Genomic DNA, 23,839 nt, shown 5'->3' with positions numbered 1-23,839 from the left:
CGGCCGTCTAGCCGATGCGTACGAGCTGCGCCTTGAAATACTCGCGGCGCCCGGCATAGCTTGCCGCGCCGCGCTGCATGTTGGCGATATCCGCTTCCGTCAGTTCGCGCACCGCCTTCGCGGGCGCGCCGAGGATCAGCGTATTGTCGGGAAACACCTTGCCCTCGGTGACGATGGCGCCCGCTCCGACCAGACAGTTGCGGCCGATCACCGCGCCATTCAAGACCACCGCCTGAATTCCGATCAACGCGCCTTCCTTGATCGTGCAGCCGTGCAGCATCGCCTGATGGCCGATCGTCACGTTCGACTCGACCGTCAGCGGATAGCCGGGGTCGGTGTGCAGCACCGCGCTTTCCTGCACGTTGCTGCCGGCGCCGATCGTGATCGGCTCGTTGTCGCCGCGCAGTGTCGCGCCGAACCACACGCTCGCGTTCTCCTCGAGCGTTACGTTGCCGATGATGTTCGCCGAATCCGCGACGAACACGCTTTCATGAATGATCGGGGCGGCTTCGCCCAGCTTGTAAATCGTCACAATGTCTCCTGGTTGGTCAGAGCCGGGCCTTCGGTGACTCCGATCCTGTTCACGATGATGGTCTGATCGGTTGCCACGCATGGGCGGGGCGGCGCGCAGCCGGCGCGGCGCGAGGTTGGCGGTCTTGCGTCGCCAACTGACGGGCGTGCCCGAAAGCGCGCCGGTTGGTCGAATCGGGTATTGTAAACGGTTGTGTGCATGAGCCGCTTGGCCGCTCGCGCGCGGCTCAGCCGCCGTCTGTCCGCCGTGTTTACCGCTTCCAACGCCGATCCGTTTGTCATGACGTCCGTCGCTTCGCCCGTTTCTGTCGCTTCTCGCGCATCGAATTCTCACGACGAGCCGGCGTGCGCGCGCCGCGCCGCGCTCGCGGCGTTGCGCGAGCGGGATCCGGCCGCGAAGGCCGCGGCGGCCACCGAGTTGTACGCTGCGGTACTCGACGGTCGCGCGCTCTGTGACTCCGGCCTCGATCTCGCCGAGCCCGCTGGCCTGCCGGGCCGCCCCGAACGGCCCGAACTGGTCGAACCGCGCCAACTCGGTCGACGCAGCATGCAGTCGCCGCAGGGCCGCGCGGTGCTGCTCCACGCGCTCGCGCACATCGAGTTCAATGCGATCAATCTGGCGCTCGACGCCGTCTGGCGTTTCCCCGGCATGCGCGCCGGGTTCTATACCGACTGGCTCAAAGTTGCCGCCGAAGAGGCGTATCACTACTCGCTGCTCGCCGCGCGTCTCGCCGAATATGGCCACGCGTACGGCGACTTCCCGGCGCACGGCGGCCTATGGGACATGTGCGAGCGCACCCGTGGCGACGTGCTCGCGCGCATGGCGCTCGTGCCGCGTACGCTCGAAGCGCGCGGCCTCGACGCGTCGCCGCCGATCCGCGCGCGTCTGCAGCAGGCCGGCGATCACGCGTCGGCGGCGATTCTCGACGTGATCCTGCGCGATGAAATCGGCCACGTGCTGATCGGCAACCACTGGTTCCGTCACCTGTGCGACGCGGACGGCCTCGATCCGCACCACACCTATGTGCGTCTCGCCGACCAGTATCACGCGCCGAAACTGCGTGGCCCGTTCAATTTCGAAGCGCGCCGCGACGCTGGTTTCGACGATGCCGAACTCGCCGCGCTCGCGAGTCAGGATGCGCAGCAAGCCATGCAGGCAACGGACGACCGAGCATCGCGTCAATAAACCGTTACCACTTCTTGCGCCGCTGTTCCTATAATCGAACGACCATTCTTTTTTTACGGGTGCGCCGTTCATGAATACATCCCGCTCTGAGTTCGTTGCCGCGCGCGGCGTCCGGCTGCACGTGCGGCGCTGGGGCCATCCCGATGCGCGGACGCTGTTCATGCTGCACGGCTGGATGGACGTCGGCGCGTCGTTCCAGTTCGTCGTCGATGCGCTCGGTGGCGACTGGCAGGTGATCGCGCCCGACATGCGCGGCTTCGGTCTGTCCGACTGGCCGGTCGCCGAGCGCGGCGGCGGCAGCTACTGGGTGCAGGATTATCTCAGCGATCTCGACGCGCTGATCGACCACTACGCGCCCGACGGCCAGGTGAACCTCGTCGGTCACAGCATGGGCGCGAACGTCGTGTGCCTGTATGCGGGCGTGCGGCCGCAGCGGGTACGGCGCGTGGTCGATCTGGAAGGCTTCGGGCTCGCGCCATCGCATTCGGCGCAGGCGCCGAAGCGCCTGCTCAATTGGCTCGACGAATTGCGCGATCCACCGCAGCTCAAGCGCTACGCGTCGCTCGACGAGGTCGTCGCGCGCCTGATCAAAACCAATCCGCGCCTCGTTCCGCGGCGTGCGCAGTTTCTCGCGCAGCACTGGTCGAAGCCGGATGGCGAAGGGCGCTTCATGCTGCTCGCCGATCCGGCGCACAAGGTCCGCGGCCCGACGCTGTATCGCCTCGACGAGGTGATGGCGGTATGGCGTAAGGTCAGCGCGAAGGTGCTGCACGTCGAGGCCGCCGGCTCGCCGACGCTCGCGCAGATCGCCGGCGACATTCCGCTCGACGAATTCAAGGCGCGTTTCCAGGCGTTTCCCGATTGGCGCGAGAAGATCATCGACGGCGCGGGGCACATGGTGCATCACGACCAGCCGGAGCAGATCGCCGCGTTGATCGAGGGGTTCTGCGCCTGACACCGCGCCTGAAGCTACGTTTGAAACGGCGCTCGTGGGTCGCCCGGAGGTCGCGGGATCGGCGCTGACTGGTCTTGACCTCGCGGCACGCCGGCAACCGGCACTGGCGTCGCGAGATACCCCTGCGGCCCCTTACTGCATTGCAGTAAAATGACCGCAGAACCCTTCCAGGACCACGATGAACGCCGATCTTCACTGCCACTCCACCGTTTCCGACGGCCAGTTCGCGCCGGCCGACGTCGCGCGCCGCGCGCACGCTAACGGCGTGACGCTGTGGGCGCTCACCGATCACGACGAAGTGGGCGGCCAGCACGAGGCGCGCACCGCGGCCGAGGCTCTCGGCATGGATTACCTGAGCGGCGTCGAGATTTCGGTCACGTGGGCGGGGCGCACCGTGCACATCGTCGGACTCGGCATCGATCCGGGCAGCCAGATCCTGATCGACGGTCTCGCCCGCACGCGCGACGGCCGCGCCGCGCGCGCCGAAGCAATCGGCGAGCAACTGGCCACGCTCGGCATTCCAGACGCGTACCAGGGCGCGCTGCATTACGTATCGAATCCCGACATGATGTCGCGCACGCATTTCGCGCGCTTCCTGGTCGAGCACGGCCACTGCGCAAACACCCAGGAAGTGTTCGACCGCTATCTCGGCGACGGCAAGCCGGCTTACGTCGCGCACCGCTGGGCCAGGCTCGCCGACGCACTCGGCTGGATCCAGGCCGCGGGCGGCGTCGCGATCGTCGCGCATCCCGGTCGTTACGCATATTCGCAACTCGAATTCGACGCGTTCTTTGGCGAATTCATCGACCTCGGCGGCGAGGCGATCGAGGTCGTGACCGGCAGCCACACGCCCGACCAGTACCGCGAATATGCGGACGTCGCGCGTCGCTATGGCTTCGAGGCCTCGCGCGGTTCGGACTTCCATGCGCCTGGCGAAGGCCGCATCGAACTCGGTGCACTGCCGCCGCTACCCGCCGATCTGAAGCCCGTTTGGGAACGCTGGCTGTGACCGCGCGCCGTGCCGGAGCGGCACGGCGCGCGCGCGGGCCGGCTGGATGCGGCACGCGCTCTGCTCGCCGCAGCCCATCCGCCGCAGTTCGTCTGCCGCCATCGTGAGTCTCCATGTCCCAATACTTTCGGCTTCACCCCGACAATCCGCAACCGCGTCTCGTCAAGCAGGCCGTGCAGATCATCAACGGCGGCGGCGTGGTCGCCTTGCCGACCGATTCGACCTACGCGCTCGCCTGCCGTCTCGACGACAAGGATGCGGTCGAACGCCTGCGGCGCATCCGCGGACTCGACGAAAAGCAACTACTGTCGCTGCTCGTGCGTGATCTGTCGGAGCTCGCCAATTTTGCTATGGTGGACAACTGGCAGTACAGGCTCCTTAAGTCGGTGACCCCGGGTCCGTACGTGTTCGTGCTGCAGGCCACCAAGGAAGTGCCGCGGCGCGTGTCGCATCCGTCGCGCAAGACGATCGGCCTGCGCGTGCCGGATCACGCGATCACGCTCGCGATTCTCGAGGAGCTTGGCCAGCCGCTGCTCGGCTCGACACTGATCATGCCCGGCGAAACCGAGCCGCTGAACGACCCCGAGGAAATCCGCGCGCGGCTCGAAAAGCAGCTCGATCTGGTGATCGACGGCGGCGCGTGCGTGTGCGAGCCGTCCACCGTGATCGATCTGACCGGCTCGGAGCCGGTGCTGGTGCGGGCAGGGCGCGGCTCGCTCGCGCCGTTCGGTCTCGAGGAAACGGCGTGAGCGTCGTGAGCGAAAGCGGACAGACACGCGCGAGCGCATTGTTACAATAGCGAGCTATGGATTCTTCCCTGATACAGACGATTGCGGTGTACGCGCTGCCGGTGATCTTCGCGATCACGCTGCACGAGGCTGCGCACGGCTACGTCGCGCGCTGGCTCGGCGACAACACCGCGTACGTGCTCGGCCGCGTGTCGCTGAACCCGATGCGGCACATCGATCCGCTCGGCACGATTGCCATTCCGCTGCTGCTGTACTTCGCGACGAGCGGCGCGTTCGTGTTCGGCTATGCGAAGCCGGTGCCGGTCGCGTTCGGCAATCTGCGCAACCCGCGCTGGGGCAGCCTATGGGTCGCGGCGGCCGGGCCCATGTGCAATTTCATCCAGGCGCTGTTCTGGGGCGTGTTCGGCGTTGCGCTCGCGGGGCTCAATGTCAACGAACCGTTTTTCACGCGCATGGCGGGCGCGGGCGTCGGCGTCAATCTCGTGCTCGGCGTGCTGAACCTGTTTCCGCTGCCGCCGCTCGATGGCGGCCGCGTGGTGATGGCCCTGTTGCCGCCGAAGCAATCGATCGCGTTGTCGCGGCTCGAGCCGTACGGCTTTTTCATCGTGATGGCGCTGGTGATGACGGGTACGCTCACGCGTTTCTGGTTGAGGCCACTCGTGACGCTCGGGTATAGCGCGATCACCGCAATTCTGACTCCACTTGTTTCGCTTTTCTAAATAACCATGTTCCCAGACCGTATCTTCTCCGGCATGCGGCCCACCGGGTCGCTGCACCTCGGCCACTATCACGGCGTGCTGAAAAACTGGGTGCGGCTGCAGTCCGAATACCCGTGCTTCTTCTGCGTGGTCGACTGGCACGCACTGACGACGCACTACGAAACGCCCGAAGTGATCGAAAAGAACGTGTGGGACGTGCTGATCGACTGGCTCGCTTCCGGCATCGATCCGGCGCAGGCGACGCTGTTCATCCAGAGCAAGGTGCCCGAGCATGCCGAGCTGGCGCTGCTGCTCGGCATGAGCACGCCGCTCGGCTGGCTCGAACGCGTGCCGACCTACAAGGAGCAGATGGAAAAGCTGAAGGACAAGGACCTGTCCACCTACGGCTTCCTCGGCTATCCGGTGCTGATGGCGGCGGACATTCTGCTGTATCGCGGCTCGCTCGTGCCGGTCGGTGAAGACCAGGTGCCGCACGTCGAGATGACGCGCGAAATCGCCCGTCGTTTCAACTACCTGTACGGCCGTGAGCCGGGCTTCGAGGAGAAGGCGAACGAAGCCGCGAAGAAGCTCGGCGGCAAGCGCTCGAAGCTGTATCACGAGTTGCGCAACGCGTATCAGCAGGAAGGCGACGACGAAGCGCTCGAACGCGCGCGGGCGATGCTGCAGGAATCGCAAAGCCTGTCGATGAGCGATCGCGAGCGCCTGTTCGGCTATCTCGAAGGTTCGCGCAAGATCATCCTCGTCGAGCCGCAGGCGATGCTGACCGAGGCGTCGCGCATGCCGGGTCTCGACGGCCAGAAGATGTCGAAGTCGTACGGCAACACGATCGGCCTGCGCGAAGACGCGGAAACCATCACGAAGAAGGTCCGCACGATGCCGACCGACCCCGCGCGCGTGCGCCGCACCGATCCGGGCGACCCTGACAAGTGTCCGGTGTGGCAGTTGCATCAGGTCTATACCGACGAAGCGACCCACGAGTGGGTGCAGAAGGGCTGCCGCTCGGCAGGCATCGGTTGCCTCGATTGCAAGCAGCCGGTCGTCGAAGGGATTCTGCGCGAGCAGCAGCCGATGCTCGAGCGCGCGCAGAAGTACATGGACGACCCGTCGCTGTTGCGCGCGATCGTCGCCGATGGCTGCGACAAGGCACGCCGGTTCGCGACCGAAACGATGCGCGACGTCCGTGAGGCGATGGGGCTGTCGTACAACTGATGCGCACCCGACGCGCCGCGGTGCAGCGATGAGCACGCCCGTTACCAGTGGCTTGCATGGCCTCGGTGAACCGTCGCGCTGGGTGCGTCACTGGGCGCACCTGATCGCGCCGGGCGGCGCGGTGCTCGACGTCGCGTCGGGGGCCGGGCGGCATGCGCGCTTTTTTGCGTCGCTCGGCCATCCGGTCACCGCGATCGATCGCGACGCGGCTGCTCTCGACCTGCTGCGCGTCGCGCCGCTCGTCACACCTCTCGTGGCCGATCTCGAAGGCGCGACGTGGCCGCTACCGGCCGATGCGGCGTTCGCCGCCGTCGTGGTCACCAACTACCTGCACCGGCCGCTTTTTCCGCAGTTGCTGCGCGCGCTCGCGCCCGGCGGCGTACTGGTTTACGAGACCTTCGCGCAAGGAAACGAAAGCGTCGGCAAACCCTCCAATCCGGCGTTTTTGCTCGCGCCTGGCGAGCTGCTCGACACCGTGCGGGGCCACCTGCGGGTGATCGCATTTCAGGACGGATTTCTCGCCGAGCCGCGTCCGGCCTACGTTCAGCGCATCTGCGCGGTTCGGGAAAAGGCCCGGGCGCATGATCCCGCACGGGCAACAGCGCCACCTTGTTACGAGTTGGCTGGCTAATCCGCTACAATCGCGGTTTACCTGATCATATTCATGGCGTTTCATGACTAACGGCAACCACAGCGGTCACCAGGACGGCGTTCAGATCCGCGGCAGCATTCCTGCCATCATCACTCCGATGCTCGAAGACGGCAGCCTCGATCTGCCGGCGTTTCGCAAACTGATCGACTGGCACGTCGAGGAAGGCACGAATGCGCTCGTCGTGGTCGGCACGAGCGGCGAGTCGGCCACGCTGTCGGTCGAAGAACACGTGCTCATGGTCAAGACCGCAGTCGAGCACACCGCTGGACGCATTCCTGTCATCGCGGGCGCGGGTGCCAATTCCACCGCTGAGGCGATCGAACTCACGCAACACGCGAAGGACGTCGGCGCGGATGCCACGCTGCAGGTCGTGCCGTACTACAACAAGCCGACCCAGGAAGGCATCTACCGCCATTTCGCGAAGATCGCCGAAACCGTCGATCTGCCAGTGATTCTGTACAACGTGCCGGGCCGCACCGTCGCCGACATGAGCAACGAGACCATCCTGCGCTGCGCGCAGGTGCCGGGCATCGTCGGCGTGAAGGAGGCCACGGGCAACATCGACCGCGCCGCGCATCTGATCAAGTCGGCGCCGGCGCATTTCGGCATCTATAGCGGCGACGACCCCACCGCGATCGCGCTGATGCTGCTCGGCGGTCACGGCAATATTTCGGTCACCGCGAACGTCGCGCCGCGCGCAATGAGCGAACTGTGCAAGGCCGCGCTCGCCGCGGACGTGAAGACCGCGCGCGACATTCATTTGAAACTCCTGTCACTGCACAAGTACCTGTTTGCCGAAGCGAATCCGATTCCGGCGAAGTGGGCGCTGCAGCAACTGGGGCGTGTGCAGGGCGGCATCCGCCTGCCGCTCACGCCGCTCGACGCGCAATACCACGAAGTGGTGCGCGGCGCGCTGCGCGAAGCGGGCCTGCTCGGCTGAACGGGCCGACCGTCCCGCCGCCCACGCAAGACCGCCACCGGCATTTCATTAACCGACGTCGCTTCAGCCCACGTTCCCGGCAGATCGAACGAGGCATCGCGTTCCAGCATCACGAAGGACCTCATGAAACGTTCCGCACTTTCCCTCCACGCAACCCGCATGGCGGCGCTGGCGCTTGCCCTGTCGACGCTCGCCGGCTGTGACACGCTGAACGACTGGTTCGCTTCCGACCGCGTCAACTACAAGGCGACCCCGAGCGCGCCGCCGCTCGCCGTGCCGAGCGATCTGAGCACGTCGCCGAACGACCAGCGCTATGTGGCACCGCCGGCCAATCTGGCGCTTGGTGGCACGCCGACGCGCGCTGTCACGGCGGCCGGCAACGCGACCGAAGGTCAGCCGAACGCGCAGGATCCGCTCGGCATGCATATCGAGCGCGACGGCGACCGTCGCTGGCTGGTGGTAGACGGCCGTTCCCCGGAACAGCTCTGGCCGCAGCTGCAGGAGTTCTGGCAGGAAAACGGCTTCGTGCTGAAGACCGATGCGCCGGCCACCGGCATCATGACGACCGACTGGGCGGAAAACCGCGCGAACATTCCGGACGACTGGTTCCGCCGCACGATCGGCAAGGTCATCGACTTCGCCTATTCGTCGGGCACCCGCGACAGTTTCCGCACGCTGGTATCGCGCGGTCCGGACAGCGCGACCGATATCTCGATCACGCACAGCGCGATGGAAGAGGTGATGACCGGGCAGGACAAGACGTCTTCGCGCTGGGAAGAGCGTCCGCGTGATCCGGCGCTCGAGGCGCTGTTTCTCGCCAAGCTGATGCAGAAGTTCGGCCTGACTGAAGCACAATCGAAGCAGCTGCTGACTGACGCGCGCACCGCCGCCGCGCCGACCACGATCGAGCAGAACGCGGGTGCGTCGACGCTCGATCTGCAGGAGTCGTTCGACCGTGCCTGGCTGCGTGTGGGCCTCGCGCTCGATCGCACTAACTTTACGGTCGACAACCGCGATCGCGAGAAGGGCATCTACTACGTGCGCTACGCGGATTCGATGCAGGAACTGAAGAAGGAAGGCCTGTTCGGCAAACTGTTCTACAGCGGCAATTCGACGCGCAAGCCGGGCCAGGAATTCCTCGTCAACGTGCGCGCGAAGGGCGACGCGGTGACGCAGGTCGCGGTCGTCGACGCGAATGGGCAGATCGACACGTCATCGGACGCGCAGCGCATCGTGTCGCTGCTGCACGCGCAACTGAACTAAGGCGGGTCGTGCGCTTCGCAAGTCTCGGCAGCGGCAGTGAAGGCAATGCGCTGCTGGTGGAGGCGCGCAGCGGTGCGGTCACCACGCGTGTGCTGCTCGATTGCGGTTTTTCCGCGCGCGAAGTCGAGCGGCGTCTGACGCGGCTCGGCGCGAGTGCCGAGCACCTCGACGCGATCCTGATTACGCATGAACATAGCGATCACATCGGCAGCGCATTGACGCTGGCGCGCAAGTGGTCGATTCCGCTGTACATGAGCTGGGGCACCGCGCGCGCGGTGGGCGCCGACGAAGCCGATGTTGACCTGCAGGTGCTGTGGGGCGACGAGGCGGTATCGATCGGAGAGCTCAGCGTTCTCCCTTATACCGTTCCGCACGACGCCCGCGAACCGCTCCAATACGTGTTCTCGAACGGCGCGAGCCGGCTTGGCGTGCTCACCGACGTGGGCACGTCCACGCCGCATATCAGCGCGGTGCTGAGTGGCTGCGACGCGCTCGTGCTCGAATGCAATCATGACGTGCAGATGCTCGCGGGCAGTCGTTATCCGCCGTCGCTGAAGGCGCGTATCGGCGGCAATCACGGGCATCTGAACAATCACGCGGCGGCTGAAATCCTGGCGTCGCTCGACCGCTCGCGCTTGCGGCATCTGGTCGCGGCGCATCTGAGCCAGCAGAACAATCTGCCGGAACTTGCGCAGGCGGCGCTGGCGGGCGTGCTTGACGCGGCTCCCACGGAGGTGGTGGTTGCGTCGCAGAGCGAAGGTTTCGCGTGGTTGACGGTGTGACTGTGGCGCCCGGTTGGCGTCCAGTCGCGCTGCACGCCATGCACTGGGTGGTCAGGTAATGAAAAGGCCCATAACGAGCAATCGTTATGGGCTTCTAATTTGAGCGTCGAGTGCGGCGTGGGGCACGCCGCACGACCGGGCAGGGCAAACTTAATTGCGGTTGCCGCCAAAAATGCCGAGCAGCGCAAGCAGATTGACGAACACGTTGTACAGATCCAGGTAGATCGCCAGCGTCGCCGTGATGTAATTCGTCTCGCCGCCGTTCACGACGCGCTGCACGTCGAACATGATGTAGGCGGAAAAGATCACGATTGCCATGACTGAAACCGTCAGCATCAGCGCCGGCAGTTGCAGGAACACGTTCGCGACCGAAGCCAGCAGGATCACGATCACGCCCATGAAGAGCCACTTGCCGAGGCCTGAGAAGTCACGTTTGCTGACCGTGGCGATGGTCGCCATGGCCGCGAAGATCACACCGGTGCCACCAAAAGCGAGCATGATCAGCGACGGGCCGTTCGAGAAGCCGAGCACGAACGCGAGAATGCGCGACAGCATCAGCCCCATGAAGAACGTGAAGCCGAGCAGTACGAAGACGCCGACGGCGCTGTCCTTGGTGCGCTGGATCGCGAACATGAAGCCGAAGGCGATCGCGAAGAATGCCAGCATGCTCATGGCGGGGCTGGTGGCGGCGAACAGTGAGAAGCCGGTGGCAAGACCCACCCACGCGCCGAGCACGGTCGGAATCATGGACAGCGCGAGCAGCCAGTAGGTATTCCGTAGCACGCGGTTGCGTGTTTCGACCGTGCTGACCGCGCCGTTGCGGCCAAACATATACGGATGTTCGTTCATGATCTCTCCTTACCTCGGAAGCGTGTTTCGTGATGGTGATACGGCAATTTGCGAAGCGCCGGCGGGCGCACCGTTCATCCGTAAGATTAGCGCGGCAGCACGGAGTTTCAATACCTCCAGTCGCCCACGTGGCCTACGCTACCAGTATTTCGCGCCCTTTGCTTTGATTCTTTCAGTGCTGTAAGGGTTCAATCGCAATGGTGCACGGGAACATGCTACAATAGCGGATTCATTTGAATCTGTAACTTCTTAATTTTTTGGAGTTTTTATGGCGATCGAGCGCACCCTGTCGATTATCAAGCCGGACGCAGTGGCCAAGAACGTGATCGGCCAGATCTATACCCGTTTTGAAAACGCTGGTCTGAAGATCGTGGCATCGCGCATGGTTCATCTGTCGCGTGCTGACGCCGAGAAGTTCTACGCCGTGCACGCAGCACGTCCGTTCTTCAAGGACCTCGTTGAATTCATGATCTCGGGTCCGGTGGTCGTGCAGGCGCTGGAAGGCGAAAACGCGATCCTGAAACACCGGGATCTGATGGGTGCGACTGACCCGAAGAAGGCAGAAAAGGGCTCGATCCGTGCGGACTTCGCGGACAGCATCGACGCCAACGCGGTGCACGGCTCGGACGCACCGGAAACGGCCGCGATTGAAATCGCATTCTTCTTCCCCCAAGTCAACGTCTACTCGCGTTGAGCGCCTCGCGCTGAGGTCAGGCGCTGGCCTCGGTCGTAAGCCGTGTCCGCCTGGCGCGTTTCGTGCAGCCGAGTTGTTTTATCGCATGAATCGCGCGCGTTGCACGGCAAAGTAGTAAGGTAAAAGCAGCAGGAATGGGCGCGAACGGGCACGGCGTTCATGCAGCTTGTTGCATGAACGTAGTCTCGCAATGAAATGGCAGGATTCGATATGACGAGCAGTCCCTCCGTCAACCTTCTCGACCTCGACGCCCAAGGGCTCGTCGCCTATTGCGACAGCCTGGGCGAGAAACCGTTTCGCGCCAAGCAATTGCAGCGCTGGATTCATCAATACAACGCTGCCGACTTCGACGGCATGACCGATCTCGCGAAGTCCTTGCGCGAAAAGCTCAAAGGGCGCGCCGCGATCACGATGCCGGGCGTCGTCAGCGACCACGTTTCGTCGGACGGCACACGCAAGTGGCTGATCGACGTCGGAAACGGCAACGCCGTTGAAACCGTCTACATCCCCGAAGAAACGCGCGGCACGCTGTGTGTGTCGTCACAGGCTGGGTGTGCGGTCAACTGCCGGTTCTGCTCGACCGGCAAGCAGGGGTTCTCCCGCAATCTCACCACCGGCGAAATCATCGGCCAGTTGCGCATGGCTGAGTTTGCGCTGCGCGCGTCGCGTGGTGATGCTGGCGGCCGCGCGATGGGCGGCGACGGCAAGGGCGAGCGCGTCGTCACGAACGTCGTGATGATGGGGATGGGCGAGCCGCTGCTCAATTACGACGCGGTCGTGCCGGCCATGCGCCTGATGCTCGACGACAATGCGTACGGCCTGTCGCGCCGGCGCGTCACGTTGTCCACTTCGGGTGTCGTACCGATGATGGACCGGCTCGGCGCGGATCTGCCCGTGGCGCTCGCGGTGTCGCTGCATGCCTCGAACGACGCGCTGCGCGACGTGCTGGTGCCGCTCAACAAAAAGTATCCGCTGCGCGAGCTGATGGCGGCGTGCGAGCGCTATCTGAAAGTCGCGCCGCGAGATTTCATTACGTTCGAATACTGCATGCTCGATGGCGTGAACGACAGCGAGGCGCACGCGCGCGAGTTGCTCGCCGTCACGCGTAACGTGCCGTGCAAGTTCAATCTGATTCCGTTCAATCCGTTCCCCGAATCGGGCCTTATCCGTTCGAAGCCGGAACAGATCAAGCGGTTTGCGCAGGTGTTGATGGACGCTGGCGTGGTCACCACTGTGCGCAAGACCCGCGGCGACGATATCGATGCTGCCTGCGGTCAGCTGGCCGGCGCGGTCAAAGACCGCACGCGTCTTGCTGAGCGCACCGGGAAGGCGGCGAAGGTGATCGAGGTTCGCGCCGTGTAATCGCGAGGGGCGGCAGGGCGTCGGCGTTCGGCGGAAAATACCGCGAGCGCAAAAATGCTCCCATGCCACCGGCGATTAAAAGAAAGTTTGCAGAATCGATCGGGAGCGGTACACAAAGCCGCACATTTTGTTATAAACGGTCTGCGATTTGGACGTGACGCTCGAGCCCGTCCGGTCGCACGATTAAAAGAATCGACGCGAAAGGATTTGGGATGAGTGAGCCGCAGCACCCGCAGCCGCACGAGACAGACACGAGCGATGGCCATCCGGCACCCGTTGCAAGGGCGGTGGTCCAGCCTGTCGTGCAGCCGGCCCTTGATTCGTTGGCAGCGGTTGGCGCGCGCTTGACCCAGTTGCGCGAGTCGAAAGGCTGGACTATCGAGGACGTGTCGGCGCGGCTGAAGGTGTCGGTCGTCAAGCTGAGCGCGCTCGAGGCGGGCGACGTCAGCCATCTGCCGGACACGACGTTCGCACTCGGCGTCGTGCGCAGCTACGCGAAAATGCTGGGCGCCGATCCGGCGCCTTTTACGGCGGCGCTGCGTCGCGAGAAGGGCGTGCCGGCGCCGAATCTGTCGATGCCGGCGTCATCGGGCAAGGATCTGCCGCGCGGTAAGGTTTCGCTGTCGCTCGGCGACAGCGGGCATAAGAGCCGTTCGTGGCTGTGGGGCATTGCGGCGATCGTCGTCGCGGTCATCGCACTCGGGATGTGGCGCACTAACGGCGGTGATTCGTCCGCGTGGCTCGCGCGCCTGAAGGCAAGCGCGAATAGTTCGACTAGCAGCGACACGGCGGCTTCGGGCGCGGTCGCTCAGGGTCCGGCGACGGCGGCGGAAGGGGCATCGGCGCCCGACGCGGCGGCCACGGCTGACAACGCGGCGAGCGCGGATAATGCGGCGTCTGCGTCGGCAACGCCGATGCCGGCTCCGCTTGCCACTGGCACTGCGCCGGGCTCGGCCCCGGCAGCGAATCCAGCGGCAACGCCGGCACCGAAGGCCGGCTCGCAGGCTCAGGCACAGGCCGCCATGAAGAGCGCAAATGCACCGGTGGTCGTGGCGAACGCGTCGGCACCGGCGGTCACGCCAGCGCTCGGCGAGGCGGTCGTTGCGCTGCGCGTGACGCAGGACAGCTGGTTCAGCGTGCGTGACAAGAACGGCAAGGAACTGTTCTCCGGCCTCGTGCATGCCGGCGATCCGAAGCAAGTGACGGGTGTCGGTCCGTTCAAGGTCACGGTCGGCAACAAGGCGGGTCTCGAGTCGGTGACGCTCGACGGCCAGCCGGTCGATCCGTCGAAATATGCGACAGCCAAGGGCAACGTGGCGCGCTTTGCGCTGCCTTGACAGATACGGTACGCGCCGCGGTCAACCGGTCCGCGGCGCTTTTTCAATTCAGGCGCTGCGTTTTTGCATAGCGCGTGCGGCGTAAATGGGTTTTTCGATGCAAACCGAAGCTCAATCCCAATCCTGTAGCAAGATCGTTTCAGACGAGCCGGTGTTCAGCGGCCCCGCGATGCGGCGCAAGTCGCATGCGGTCAACGTCCGCTGGGGTGGTCAGCTCGTGACCATCGGCGGCGATGCGCCGGTGCGCGTGCAGTCGATGACCAACACCGACACCGCCGACGCGATCGGTACCGCTATCCAGATCAAGGAACTGGCGCAAGCCGGGTCCGAACTGGTGCGTATCACCGTGAATACGCCGGAAGCGGCGGCGGCCGTGCCGGCGATCCGCGAGCAACTCGACCGCATGGGCGTGATGGTGCCGCTCGTCGGCGACTTCCATTACAACGGCCACCTGCTGCTGCGCGACTATCCGGGCTGCGCGGAATCGCTGTCGAAGTACCGGATCAATCCGGGCAACGTCGGGCACGGCGCGAAGCGCGACACGCAGTTCGCGCAGATGATCGAGACGGCGGTCAAATACGACAAGCCGGTGCGCATCGGCGTGAACTGGGGCAGCCTCGACCAGGACCTGCTCGCGAAGATGATGGACGAAAACGGCTCGCGCGCCACTCCGTGGGAAGCGCAAAGCGTGATGTACGAAGCGCTGATCCAGTCGGCGATCGGCTCGGCGGAACGTGCGGTCGAACTCGGCCTCGGGCGCGACCAGATCATCCTGTCGTGCAAGGTCAGCGGCGTGCAGGATCTGATTGCCGTGTACCGCGAACTCGCGCGCCGTTGCGATTTCGCGCTGCATCTTGGCCTGACCGAAGCGGGCATGGGTTCGAAGGGCATCGTCGCGTCAACCGCGGCGCTGTCGGTTCTGCTGCAGCAGGGCATCGGCGATACGATCCGTATTTCGCTGACGCCGGAACCGGGCGCGTCGCGCACAGGCGAAGTGATCGTCGGTCAGGAAATTCTGCAGACCATGGGCCTGCGCTCGTTCACGCCGATGGTGATCGCGTGCCCCGGCTGCGGCCGCACCACGAGCACGCTGTTCCAGGAACTCGCGTCGCAGATCCAGACCTACCTGCGTCAGCAGATGCCGGTGTGGCGCGACCAGTATCCCGGCGTCGAGCAGATGCACGTCGCGGTGATGGGCTGCATCGTCAATGGTCCGGGCGAATCGAAGCAGGCGAATATCGGCATCAGCCTGCCGGGCTCGGGCGAGAATCCGGCCGCGCCGGTGTTCATCGACGGCGAAAAGGTGAAGACGCTGCGCGGCGAGAACATCGCGCAAGAATTCCAGCAAATCGTGAGCGACTACGTCGAGCGCCGCTATGGCCGCGCCGACGCGCTCAACTAAAAACCGGCTATCGAAACACAGATGACTGAACAGAAGAAAAAGCTCGAGAAGCTGTCTGGCGTGAAGGGCATGAACGACATCCTTCCGCAGGAAGCCGGGCTCTGGGAATTTTTCGAAACCACCGTCAAGTCGATGCTGCGTTCGTACGGATACCAGAATATCCGCACGCCGATCGTCGAGCATACGCAGCTGTTCACACGCGGTATCGGCGAAGTGACCGACATCGTCGAAAAAGAGATGTACAGCTTCACCGACGCATTGAACGGCGAAAACCTGACGATGCGCCCGGAAAACACGGCGGCCGTGGTGCGCGCGTCGATCGAACACAACATGCTGTACGATGGCCCGAAGCGTCTGTGGTATATCGGTCCGATGTTCCGTCACGAGCGTCCGCAGCGCGGCCGTTATCGCCAGTTCCACCAGGTCGGTGTCGAGGCGCTCGGTTTCGCGGGTCCGGATGCGGACGCGGAAATCATCATGATGTGCCAGCGTCTGTGGGACGACCTCGGCCTGACTGGCATCAAGCTCGAAATCAACTCGTTGGGCCTCGCTGAAGAGCGCGCCGCGCATCGTGTCGAACTGATCGCGTATCTCGAAAAGCACATGGACGTGCTCGACGAAGAGGCGAAGCGCCGTCTCTATACGAACCCGCTGCGCGTGCTCGATACGAAGAATCCTGCGCTGCAGGAAGTTGCGCGGAACGCGCCGAAGCTGATCGATTTTCTTGGGGAAGAATCGCGCGCGCACTTCGAAGCTCTGCAGCGTCTGCTGAAGGCGAACAACCTTCCGTTCACGATCAATCCGCGTCTCGTGCGCGGTCTCGATTACTACAATCTGACCGTGTTCGAGTGGGTGACCGACAAACTCGGCGCGCAAGGCACGGTCGCGGCGGGCGGCCGCTACGATCCGCTGATCGAACAGCTCGGCGGCAAGCCGACGGCTGCGTGCGGCTGGGCGATGGGCGTCGAGCGGATTCTCGAGCTGCTGAAGGAAGAACAGCTCGTGCCGGAAGACGAAGGTTGCGACGTGTACGTGGTCCATCAGGGCGACACCGCGCGCGAGCAAGCGTTCATCATCGCCGAGCGTCTGCGCGATACCGGTCTCGACGTGATCCTGCATTGCAGCGCGGACGGTCAGTCGGCAAGCTTCAAGTCGCAGATGAAGCGCGCCGACGCGAGCGGTGCCGCGTTCGCGGTCGTGCTTGGCGAAGATGAGATCGCCAACGGCACGGTCGGCGTGAAACCGCTGCGCGATACACAAGCCCACGGCGGTAAGAACGAGCAACAGAACGTGCCCGCCGAAGACTTGACCGAATATCTAATCAATGCGATGGTTGCATCCGCCGAAGACGGCGACGACTGATCGCGATGTCGTTGGGCCGGCTGGCTCGACACGCACACGTAGCAAGAATGAGGAAATCGCCGGGCAATGAGTTACCACGACGAACAAGAATCGATCGAAAGTCTGAAGGCATGGTGGACGCAGTGGGGCAATGCGACCACGTGGATCGTGCTGGTGGTGTTGCTGGCAGGCGCGAGCTGGAACGGTTGGAATTTCTGGCAGCGTCGTCAGGCCGCGGAAGCCGCGGTGCTGTATGACCAGGTTCAGCAAGCCGCGGCATCGGGCGATAAGGCGCAGATTGCGCGCGTCGCCGCCGACATGGAAGACAAGTTCGGCCGTACTGCCTACGCGCAGATGACCGCGCTCGGCGCCGCCAAGGCGCTGTACGCCGCTGGCGACGAAGCCGGCGCGAAAGCGCAGCTGCAATGGACGATCGATCACGCGAAGGACGACGAGTTCAAGCAGATCGCGAAGCTGCGCATGGCATCGCTGCTGCTCGACGACAAGGCGTACGACCAGGGCCTCGCGCTCCTGGCCGAGCCACAATCCGATGCCTTCAAGGGCGTCGTGGCGGACCGCCGCGGCGACCTGCTCGCCGCCCAGGGCAAGCGCGACGACGCGCGCGCGGCCTACAAGCTCGCGCTCGACTCGCTGTCGAACAGCGACAGTTCGGCGCGCCAGTTGATCCAGTTCAAGCTGGATGCGCTTGGCGGCTGAGCGTCCCGCGCGGCGCGCCGCGAGCCACGACCGCAAGGCGGTCTCCTTTAATCCAATTTCCTGAATGCTTCGTCCACCGATGAATCTGCTGAAACGTTACGCCGTGCCCGTTATCTGTGCGATGACCGTTCTCACGCTGGCGGCTTGCTCATCCACGAAAGACGAGCGCCGTGTGCCGACGCCGCTCACCGAGTTCAAACCCGTGCTCGACGTGCAGCAGTCCTGGTCGGCGAGCGTCGGCAAGGCGGGCCGCTACCTGTTCTCGCCGGTTGCGCTCGGCAATGCCGTGTATGCTGCCGGCACGAATGGCACGGTCGCCAAGATCGACGCGCAAACGGGCAAGGACGTGTGGCGCGTCAAGTTGCACGATGATCTGTCGGCGGGCGTCGGCAGCGATGGCACGCTCACCGCGGTCGGTGGCTTGAAGGGCGACGTGTACGTGCTAGGCGCGGACGGCAAGCAGCTGTGGACCGCGAAGGCGCCGGGCGAGATCATTACGCCGCCGCTCGTCGGCAACGGCCTCGTGATCGTGCGCACGATCGACGGCCAGATCGTCGCGTTCAACGCGCAAACCGGCGAGCAGAAGTGGAACTTCCGCAACCGCGCGGTGCCGCTGAACCTGCGCGTATCGTCGGGCATGACGTTCGCAGGTGACGCGGCCGTGCTGGCAGGCTTCCCGGGCGGCTCGTTCGCCGCGATCAACTTGCAGACGGGCGACGCCTACTGGCAGACGCCGGTGTCGTATCCGAAGGGCGTGACCGAGGTCGAGCGTATCAACGACGTGACCGGCCCGCCCACGCTGGTGGGTTCGGAGACCTGCGCGGTGACGTTCCAGGGCCAGATTGGCTGTTTCGACGCCAACTCGGGCCGCGCGCTGTGGGGCAAGCCGTTCTCGAGCACGACCGGCCTCGCGCAGGATGAGCGCAGCGTGGTCGCCGCCGACGACTGGTCGGTCGTGTCCGCATTCGACGTGAACAACGGCTCGGTGCTGTGGAAGAACGACACGCTGAAGAACCGCGACCTGAGCGTGCCGACGCTGCTCGGCCGCGCGGCCGTGTTCGGCGACTACAAGGGCTTCGTGCATTTCCTGTCGACCGTCGACGGCACGCTCGTCGCACGAGTGAAGACCGACGGCAGCGCGATTACCGCGGCGCCGGTGCTGGCTGGCGACACGCTGGTCGTACAGACGCGCGACGGCGGCCTGTTCGGCTATCGTCCGCGCTGATCGCTATAAATGATGTCAGGCGCGCAGGCCGGCTTTGCCGGCCGCGCGCTTTTTAATTGAAGTCTGCGCCGGCTTTGGCGTGCGGCTCCTGCGTCGGGTTGCCACGCTGCCCGTCGCGTGATCGGGCAGGCTCAATAGAAAAAATCGCCGGACGGGCTGGTCCGGCAAGTCGGATCGAGGCTGTGGCCGCCGGCATGCAAGGCGGCGCGTGCGCTTCGTCGGCGGCCTTGCAAATTAAAGACGCCCTCGAACACGAGCGCGTCAGCCGTCGAGCAGCCCGGTCTGAAGCAGGCGCCCCGGCGGCGTCTGTGCAGCCCACGCCCGTCCGCCTGGATGCGCATATCGATCGCGCATCCGGAGCAGGCTGAATTCGTGATAATTTCGTCAGAACGCCACCCCGTGGCGGCCGCCTGGCGTCGCTACGCGCGCGATCGGTTGCGATCCCGCGTTTCACCGTGAACAACATCAGATGAAACCCGTTATTGCCCTCGTTGGGCGCCCCAATGTGGGGAAATCCACGCTGTTCAACCGCCTTACGCGTTCGCGTGATGCGCTGGTTGCCGACCTGCCCGGTCTCACGCGCGATCGCCATTACGGCGAAGGACGCGCCGGCGAGCGGCCGTATCTGGTCGTCGACACCGGCGGCTTCGAGCCGGTCGCGAAAGACGGCATCCTGCACGAGATGGCGCGCCAGACCCGCCAGGCGGTCGAAGAGTCGGACGTCGTCGTGTTCATCGTCGATGGGCGCAACGGTCTCGCGCCGCAGGACAAGTCGATCGCCGACTATCTGCGCAAGGTCGGCCGGCCGATCTTCCTCGTCGTGAACAAGGCCGAGGGCATGAAGTACGCCAACGTCGCGGCCGACTTCTACGAGCTCGGTCTCGGCGATCCGCGCGCGATTTCGGCCGCGCACGGCGACGGCGTCACCGACATGATCAACGAGGCGCTCGAAGTCGCGTATGCCGGTCAGCCGGAAGAGAGCGAGGAAGACAAGGAAGCGCGCGGCGTGAAGATCGCCATCGTCGGCCGGCCGAACGTTGGTAAGTCGACGCTGATCAATGCGCTGGTCGGCGAAGAGCGCGTGATCGCGTTCGACATGCCCGGCACTACGCGCGACTCGATCTACGTCGATTTCGAGCGCAACGGCAAGCCGTATACGCTGATCGACACGGCCGGCCTGCGCCGCCGCGGCAAGGTGTTCGAGGCGATCGAAAAGTTCTCGGTCGTGAAGACGCTGCAGTCGATCTCCGATGCGAACGTCGTGATCCTGCTGCTCGACGCGCGTCAGGACATCTCGGATCAGGATGCGCACATCGCTGGCTTCGTCGTCGAGCAGGGCCGCGCGCTGGTGGTTGGCGTGAACAAATGGGACGGTCTCGATCCGCATGTGCGCGAGCGCACCAAAGCCGACCTCGAACGCAAACTAAAATTTCTGGACTTCGCCAAATTCCATTTCATTTCCGCCGCGGAAAAAACCGGAATCGGGCCGCTGATGCGTTCGGTCGACGACGCGTACACGGCCGCGATGTCGAAGCTGCCGACGCCGAAGCTGACGCGCGCGCTGATCGAGGCGGTCGAATTCCAGCAGCCGCGCCGTCGCGGTCCAGTGCGTCCGAAGCTGCGTTACGCACACCAGGGCGGACAGAATCCGCCGATTATCGTGATTCACGGCAATGCGCTCGACGCGATCACCGACACGTATAAGCGGTACCTCGAAAATCGCTTCCGGGAAACTTTCAAGCTGACGGGGACTCCATTGCGAATAGAGTTCAGATCGTCGACGAACCCTTACGCGGACAAAGGCTGAAGCAAGCTGAAGCTGGTCTTAAACCTGGGCTGAAACCCGCGTGTATGCTGGGTTTGGCCGGGGGTCCCGGGCCCGCGCGTCGAAATGAAAATCAGCTATAGTGTAGCGGTTGGCGGCGGATCTCTTTTTCTTCGCCGTCAATTCAGTCAACCTGCAAAAAAATACGGAGTTTGCTATGAGCAACAAAGGGCAATTGTTACAAGACCCGTTTTTGAACGCACTGCGTAAAGAGCATGTGCCGGTGTCGATCTACCTGGTCAACGGCATCAAGCTTCAAGGGAACATCGAATCGTTCGACCAGTACGTCGTGTTGCTCCGGAATACGGTCACCCAGATGGTCTACAAGCACGCCATTTCGACGGTCGTGCCTGCCCGTCCGGTGAATTTCCACCCGGATTCCGAACAGTCCTAACCCTCGCCGCGGCCGGCACACTGTCGCCCGTTGGCGATCACTCCCGGCCGCGTCATTTTGATACCCTCCAATTTGATCAATGCAGCGCTCGTTGGCATCGACTTCGGCAAGATCGATTTCGAAGCCAGTCTCGAAGAACTCAGCCTGCTCGCGCAAAGCGCGGGCGCGAACCCCCTGGTCACCCTCACCGGACGCCGTTCCAGTCCCGACGCGAAGATGTTCGTCGGCAGCGGCAAGGCCGAAGAATTGCGCCTTGCGTGCGAAGCAAACGACATCGAACTCGTGATCTTCAACCATGCTCTGGCGCCTGCGCAGCAGCGCAATCTGGAGCGGGCGCTTAATCGGCGCGTGGTCGATCGCACCAGTCTGATCCTCGACATTTTCGCGCAGCGCGCGCGCAGCCACGAAGGCAAGCTGCAGGTCGAACTCGCGCAGCTGCAATATCTGTCGACCCGGCTGATTCGCGCGTGGACCCACCTCGAACGTCAGAAGGGCGGTATCGGATTGCGCGGTCCAGGCGAGACGCAGCTCGAAACCGACCGCCGGCTGATCGGCGAGCGCATCAAGGCGCTCAAGATCCGCCTCGACAAGCTGCGCCGCCAGCATGGCACGCAACGCCGGGCGCGGCATCGCAACCAGACGATGTCGGTGTCGCTCGTCGGCTACACGAACGCCGGCAAATCGACGCTCTTCAACGCGCTGACCAAGGCGCAGGCGTATGCCGCCGACCAGTTGTTCGCCACGCTCGATACCACCTCGCGGCGCGTGTATCTGGGCGACGAAGCGGGGCAGGTGGTGGTGTCCGATACCGTCGGTTTCATCCGCGAGCTGCCGCACCAGCTCGTCGCCGCGTTCCGCGCGACGCTCGAGGAAACCATTCACGCGGACCTGCTGCTGCATGTCGTCGATGCATCGAGCGCGGTGCGGCTCGACCAGATCGATCAGGTCAACGAGGTGTTGCACGCGATCGGCGCGGACACGATCCGTCAGGTGCTCGTGTTCAACAAGATCGACGCGGTGCCAGAGCTGGCAGCCCGTGGCGACGCGGTCGAGCGGGACGAGTATGGTAATATTTCGCGCGTCTTTTTGAGCGCGCGCACCGGGCAGGGGCTGGATGCATTGCGCGCTGCCATCGCCGAAATCGCTACAGCCGAACCGCTTGCCGACATGCCGTTCGATGCGTCGCAAGATGACCGCGCGGCGCAACTGCGCGACGACCACAAGGTTCCAGAACTCGGGCACTGACCCGTTCCAATTGCACTGACCCGCTGTCTACTCTGGTGAACGAACACAGGTGAACGATTACAACGAGCGGAGTATCTGGCTGCGTATGCGCGCCTTGCTTTCACTGAACGATCCGCGTTGGGGCCGGGGCGACGGCAACGGCGACCGGCAACGGCCGAACGATCCGAAGCGACCGGCACGCGACGGTGAAGGTCCGCCCGATCTCGACGAAATGTGGCGTGATTTCAATCGCCGTCTGTCCCGGATTTTCGGGCGCAGGGGCGGCGGTGTCGGCGGTGGCCGTCCTGACAACGGCCGTGGCGCGCGCATCGGCGTCGGCATCGTGATCGGCGTGCTGATCGCGATCTATCTCGGCAGCGGTGTGTTCGTCGTGCAGGATGGCCAGGCGGCCGTCGTGCTGCAGTTCGGCAAGTATCGCTATACCGCGGCGCCGGGCGTGCACTGGCGTCTGCCGTTTCCGTTCGAGTCCCACGAGTTCGTCAATGTCGGGCAGATCCGCCAGGTCGAGATCGGCCGTAGCAATGTGGTGCGTCTCGCGAACGTGAAGGACGCGTCAATGCTCACGCACGACGGCGACATCGTCGACGTGCGCTTCGCCGTGCAGTACCAGGTGCGCAAGCCCAACGACTTTCTGTTTCGCAGCGTCGATCCCGATCAGAGCGTGATGCATGCCGCGCAGGCGGCGGTGCGCGGCATCGTCGGCGCGCAGAGCACTAGCGATATCCTCGATCAGGATCACGAAACTTTGCGCCAGCAGCTGATCGCGGCGATCCAGCAATCGCTCGATCAGTACCAGTCCGGTCTGGCAGTCACGGGCGTGACGATTCAGAGCGTGCAGGTGCCCGAGCAGGTGCAACCCGCGTTCGCCGACGCTGCGAAGGTGCACGACGAAAACGAACGCGCGAAACGCGATGCGCAGGCTTATGCGGCCGATCTCCTGCCGCGCGCGCAGGCCGACGTCGATCGTCAGGTCCAGGAAGCCAAAACCTATAGCCAGACCACGGTCGCGCAGGCGCAGGCCGAGGCCGAGCGCTTCAACCAGGTCTACGCCCAATACGCGAAGGCGCCGGCCGTCGTGCGCTTCCGCCTGTACATGGAAACCATGCAGCAGATTTACGCGAACGCGACCAAGGTGTTCGTCGACGCGAAGAACGGCAACAACGTGCTGTATCTGCCGCTCGACAGGCTCGTCGAGCAGAACCGCGAACGCCAGGCCGCGGCGCCGGGCGCCGCCGCTTCGGGTCCTGCTGTCGCGGGCGCGCCGCAAGCGGCGAGTGCGGCCGCGCCGTCGGCCGCGTCGGCCGCTGAGACCGGTGCCGCGGCAGGCTCCGCCGCCGCTGGCGCATCCGCACCCGCCGCTTCCGCGCCTGCGCCAGCGAGCCGGCCGAGCGCCGCGTCGCTGCGCTCGCGCGAAGCGTTCCGCAATCGCATGCGCGAAGACGACGTTCAATAA

Annotated in this window: 23 protein-coding genes; 21 read left to right on the top strand and 2 right to left on the bottom strand. The window is 64.4% G+C overall.

Features of this window, described 5'->3' with window-relative positions; genetic code table 11:
- Window positions 1-7: 7 nt before the first annotated feature.
- Window positions 8-532: a gamma carbonic anhydrase family protein gene (locus OKW40_RS09335; RefSeq protein ID WP_184004143.1), complete on the bottom strand. Its 525-nt coding sequence runs from the start codon at window positions 530-532 to the stop codon at window positions 8-10.
- A gap of 279 nt (window positions 533-811) precedes the next feature.
- Between OKW40_RS09335 and OKW40_RS09330 the strand changes: the two genes are divergently transcribed.
- The 10 genes from OKW40_RS09330 to OKW40_RS09285 all read left to right on the top strand — a co-directional run bounded on the left by OKW40_RS09330 (window position 812) and on the right by OKW40_RS09285 (window position 9,995).
- On the top strand, window positions 812-1,717 hold the full coding sequence (locus OKW40_RS09330; RefSeq protein WP_429491938.1) for a ferritin-like domain-containing protein: 906 nt from the start codon (window positions 812-814) through the stop codon (window positions 1,715-1,717).
- 70 nt (window positions 1,718-1,787) lie between these two features.
- Entirely contained in the window at window positions 1,788-2,672 is an 885-nt protein-coding gene (locus tag OKW40_RS09325; RefSeq protein WP_429489415.1) for an alpha/beta fold hydrolase, read from the top strand.
- 178 nt (window positions 2,673-2,850) lie between these two features.
- Entirely contained in the window at window positions 2,851-3,681 is an 831-nt protein-coding gene (locus OKW40_RS09320) for a 3',5'-nucleoside bisphosphate phosphatase (protein WP_429489413.1), read from the top strand.
- A gap of 113 nt (window positions 3,682-3,794) precedes the next feature.
- A complete protein-coding gene (locus tag OKW40_RS09315) occupies window positions 3,795-4,430 on the top strand; it encodes an L-threonylcarbamoyladenylate synthase (protein WP_090800752.1) in 636 nt (211 codons plus the stop codon).
- A 56-nt stretch (window positions 4,431-4,486) separates the two neighbouring features.
- Window positions 4,487-5,149: a site-2 protease family protein gene (locus OKW40_RS09310; protein WP_090800750.1), complete on the top strand. Its 663-nt coding sequence runs from the start codon at window positions 4,487-4,489 to the stop codon at window positions 5,147-5,149.
- 6 nt (window positions 5,150-5,155) lie between these two features.
- On the top strand, window positions 5,156-6,358 hold the full coding sequence (locus OKW40_RS09305; RefSeq protein ID WP_090800748.1) for a tryptophan--tRNA ligase: 1,203 nt from the start codon (window positions 5,156-5,158) through the stop codon (window positions 6,356-6,358).
- Window positions 6,359-6,386: 28 nt separating this feature from the next.
- Window positions 6,387-6,989 (top strand): class I SAM-dependent methyltransferase, encoded by a 603-nt coding sequence (locus OKW40_RS09300; protein WP_429489411.1) that lies wholly within the window; start codon window positions 6,387-6,389, stop codon window positions 6,987-6,989.
- A 43-nt stretch (window positions 6,990-7,032) separates the two neighbouring features.
- Entirely contained in the window at window positions 7,033-7,950 is a 918-nt protein-coding gene (dapA, locus tag OKW40_RS09295; RefSeq protein WP_184004131.1) for a 4-hydroxy-tetrahydrodipicolinate synthase, read from the top strand.
- A gap of 123 nt (window positions 7,951-8,073) precedes the next feature.
- The gene (gene bamC, locus OKW40_RS09290; protein WP_429489409.1) at window positions 8,074-9,213 is read left to right on the top strand and encodes an outer membrane protein assembly factor BamC; all 1,140 of its coding nucleotides are present in this window, start codon (window positions 8,074-8,076) and stop codon (window positions 9,211-9,213) included.
- 8 nt (window positions 9,214-9,221) lie between these two features.
- Window positions 9,222-9,995 (top strand): MBL fold metallo-hydrolase, encoded by a 774-nt coding sequence (locus OKW40_RS09285; protein ID WP_090800741.1) that lies wholly within the window; start codon window positions 9,222-9,224, stop codon window positions 9,993-9,995.
- 150 nt (window positions 9,996-10,145) lie between these two features.
- On the opposite strand, the gene OKW40_RS09280 is transcribed toward OKW40_RS09285, so the two are convergent.
- Complete coding sequence (locus tag OKW40_RS09280; protein WP_018417558.1) at window positions 10,146-10,844, bottom strand: Bax inhibitor-1/YccA family protein; 699 nt, start codon at window positions 10,842-10,844, stop codon at window positions 10,146-10,148.
- Window positions 10,845-11,112: 268 nt separating this feature from the next.
- Between OKW40_RS09280 and ndk the strand changes: the two genes are divergently transcribed.
- The 11 genes from ndk (at window position 11,113) to hflK (ending at window position 23,839) form a co-directional block, all read left to right on the top strand.
- The gene (gene ndk / locus OKW40_RS09275; protein ID WP_184057303.1) at window positions 11,113-11,538 is read left to right on the top strand and encodes a nucleoside-diphosphate kinase; all 426 of its coding nucleotides are present in this window, start codon (window positions 11,113-11,115) and stop codon (window positions 11,536-11,538) included.
- A 210-nt stretch (window positions 11,539-11,748) separates the two neighbouring features.
- The gene (gene rlmN / locus OKW40_RS09270) at window positions 11,749-12,900 is read left to right on the top strand and encodes a 23S rRNA (adenine(2503)-C(2))-methyltransferase RlmN (protein ID WP_184057301.1); all 1,152 of its coding nucleotides are present in this window, start codon (window positions 11,749-11,751) and stop codon (window positions 12,898-12,900) included.
- A gap of 212 nt (window positions 12,901-13,112) precedes the next feature.
- Complete coding sequence (locus tag OKW40_RS09265) at window positions 13,113-14,237, top strand: helix-turn-helix domain-containing protein (RefSeq protein ID WP_429489407.1); 1,125 nt, start codon at window positions 13,113-13,115, stop codon at window positions 14,235-14,237.
- 85 nt (window positions 14,238-14,322) lie between these two features.
- Entirely contained in the window at window positions 14,323-15,639 is a 1,317-nt protein-coding gene (ispG, locus tag OKW40_RS09260; RefSeq protein ID WP_429489406.1) for a flavodoxin-dependent (E)-4-hydroxy-3-methylbut-2-enyl-diphosphate synthase, read from the top strand.
- A 21-nt stretch (window positions 15,640-15,660) separates the two neighbouring features.
- Window positions 15,661-17,001, top strand: coding sequence for a histidine--tRNA ligase (gene hisS, locus OKW40_RS09255; protein ID WP_429489404.1), 1,341 nt, complete (start codon window positions 15,661-15,663; stop codon window positions 16,999-17,001).
- Window positions 17,002-17,067: 66 nt separating this feature from the next.
- Entirely contained in the window at window positions 17,068-17,697 is a 630-nt protein-coding gene (locus tag OKW40_RS09250) for a YfgM family protein (RefSeq protein WP_090800729.1), read from the top strand.
- Window positions 17,698-17,776: 79 nt separating this feature from the next.
- Window positions 17,777-18,922, top strand: a complete 1,146-nt coding sequence (gene bamB, locus OKW40_RS09245) for an outer membrane protein assembly factor BamB (RefSeq protein WP_184057293.1) — start codon at window positions 17,777-17,779, stop codon at window positions 18,920-18,922.
- A gap of 469 nt (window positions 18,923-19,391) precedes the next feature.
- Complete coding sequence (gene der / locus OKW40_RS09240; protein WP_184022435.1) at window positions 19,392-20,729, top strand: ribosome biogenesis GTPase Der; 1,338 nt, start codon at window positions 19,392-19,394, stop codon at window positions 20,727-20,729.
- 175 nt (window positions 20,730-20,904) lie between these two features.
- Window positions 20,905-21,141 carry an RNA chaperone Hfq gene (gene hfq, locus OKW40_RS09235; protein ID WP_006051315.1) on the top strand — a complete coding sequence of 79 codons (237 nt, stop codon included), beginning with the start codon at window positions 20,905-20,907 and terminating at the stop codon, window positions 21,139-21,141.
- A 30-nt stretch (window positions 21,142-21,171) separates the two neighbouring features.
- Window positions 21,172-22,386 carry a GTPase HflX gene (gene hflX, locus OKW40_RS09230; RefSeq protein ID WP_429489403.1) on the top strand — a complete coding sequence of 405 codons (1,215 nt, stop codon included), beginning with the start codon at window positions 21,172-21,174 and terminating at the stop codon, window positions 22,384-22,386.
- Window positions 22,387-22,435: 49 nt separating this feature from the next.
- On the top strand, window positions 22,436-23,839 hold the full coding sequence (gene hflK, locus OKW40_RS09225) for an FtsH protease activity modulator HflK (protein WP_429489401.1): 1,404 nt from the start codon (window positions 22,436-22,438) through the stop codon (window positions 23,837-23,839).

It is taken from the genome of Paraburkholderia sp. RAU6.4a (genome assembly GCF_050435625.1).
Classification (GTDB): Bacteria; Pseudomonadota; Gammaproteobacteria; order Burkholderiales; family Burkholderiaceae; genus Paraburkholderia; species Paraburkholderia tuberum.
The sequence above is the reverse complement of the archived record's forward strand: the minus strand, read 5'-3'. Positions and strand labels throughout refer to the sequence as shown.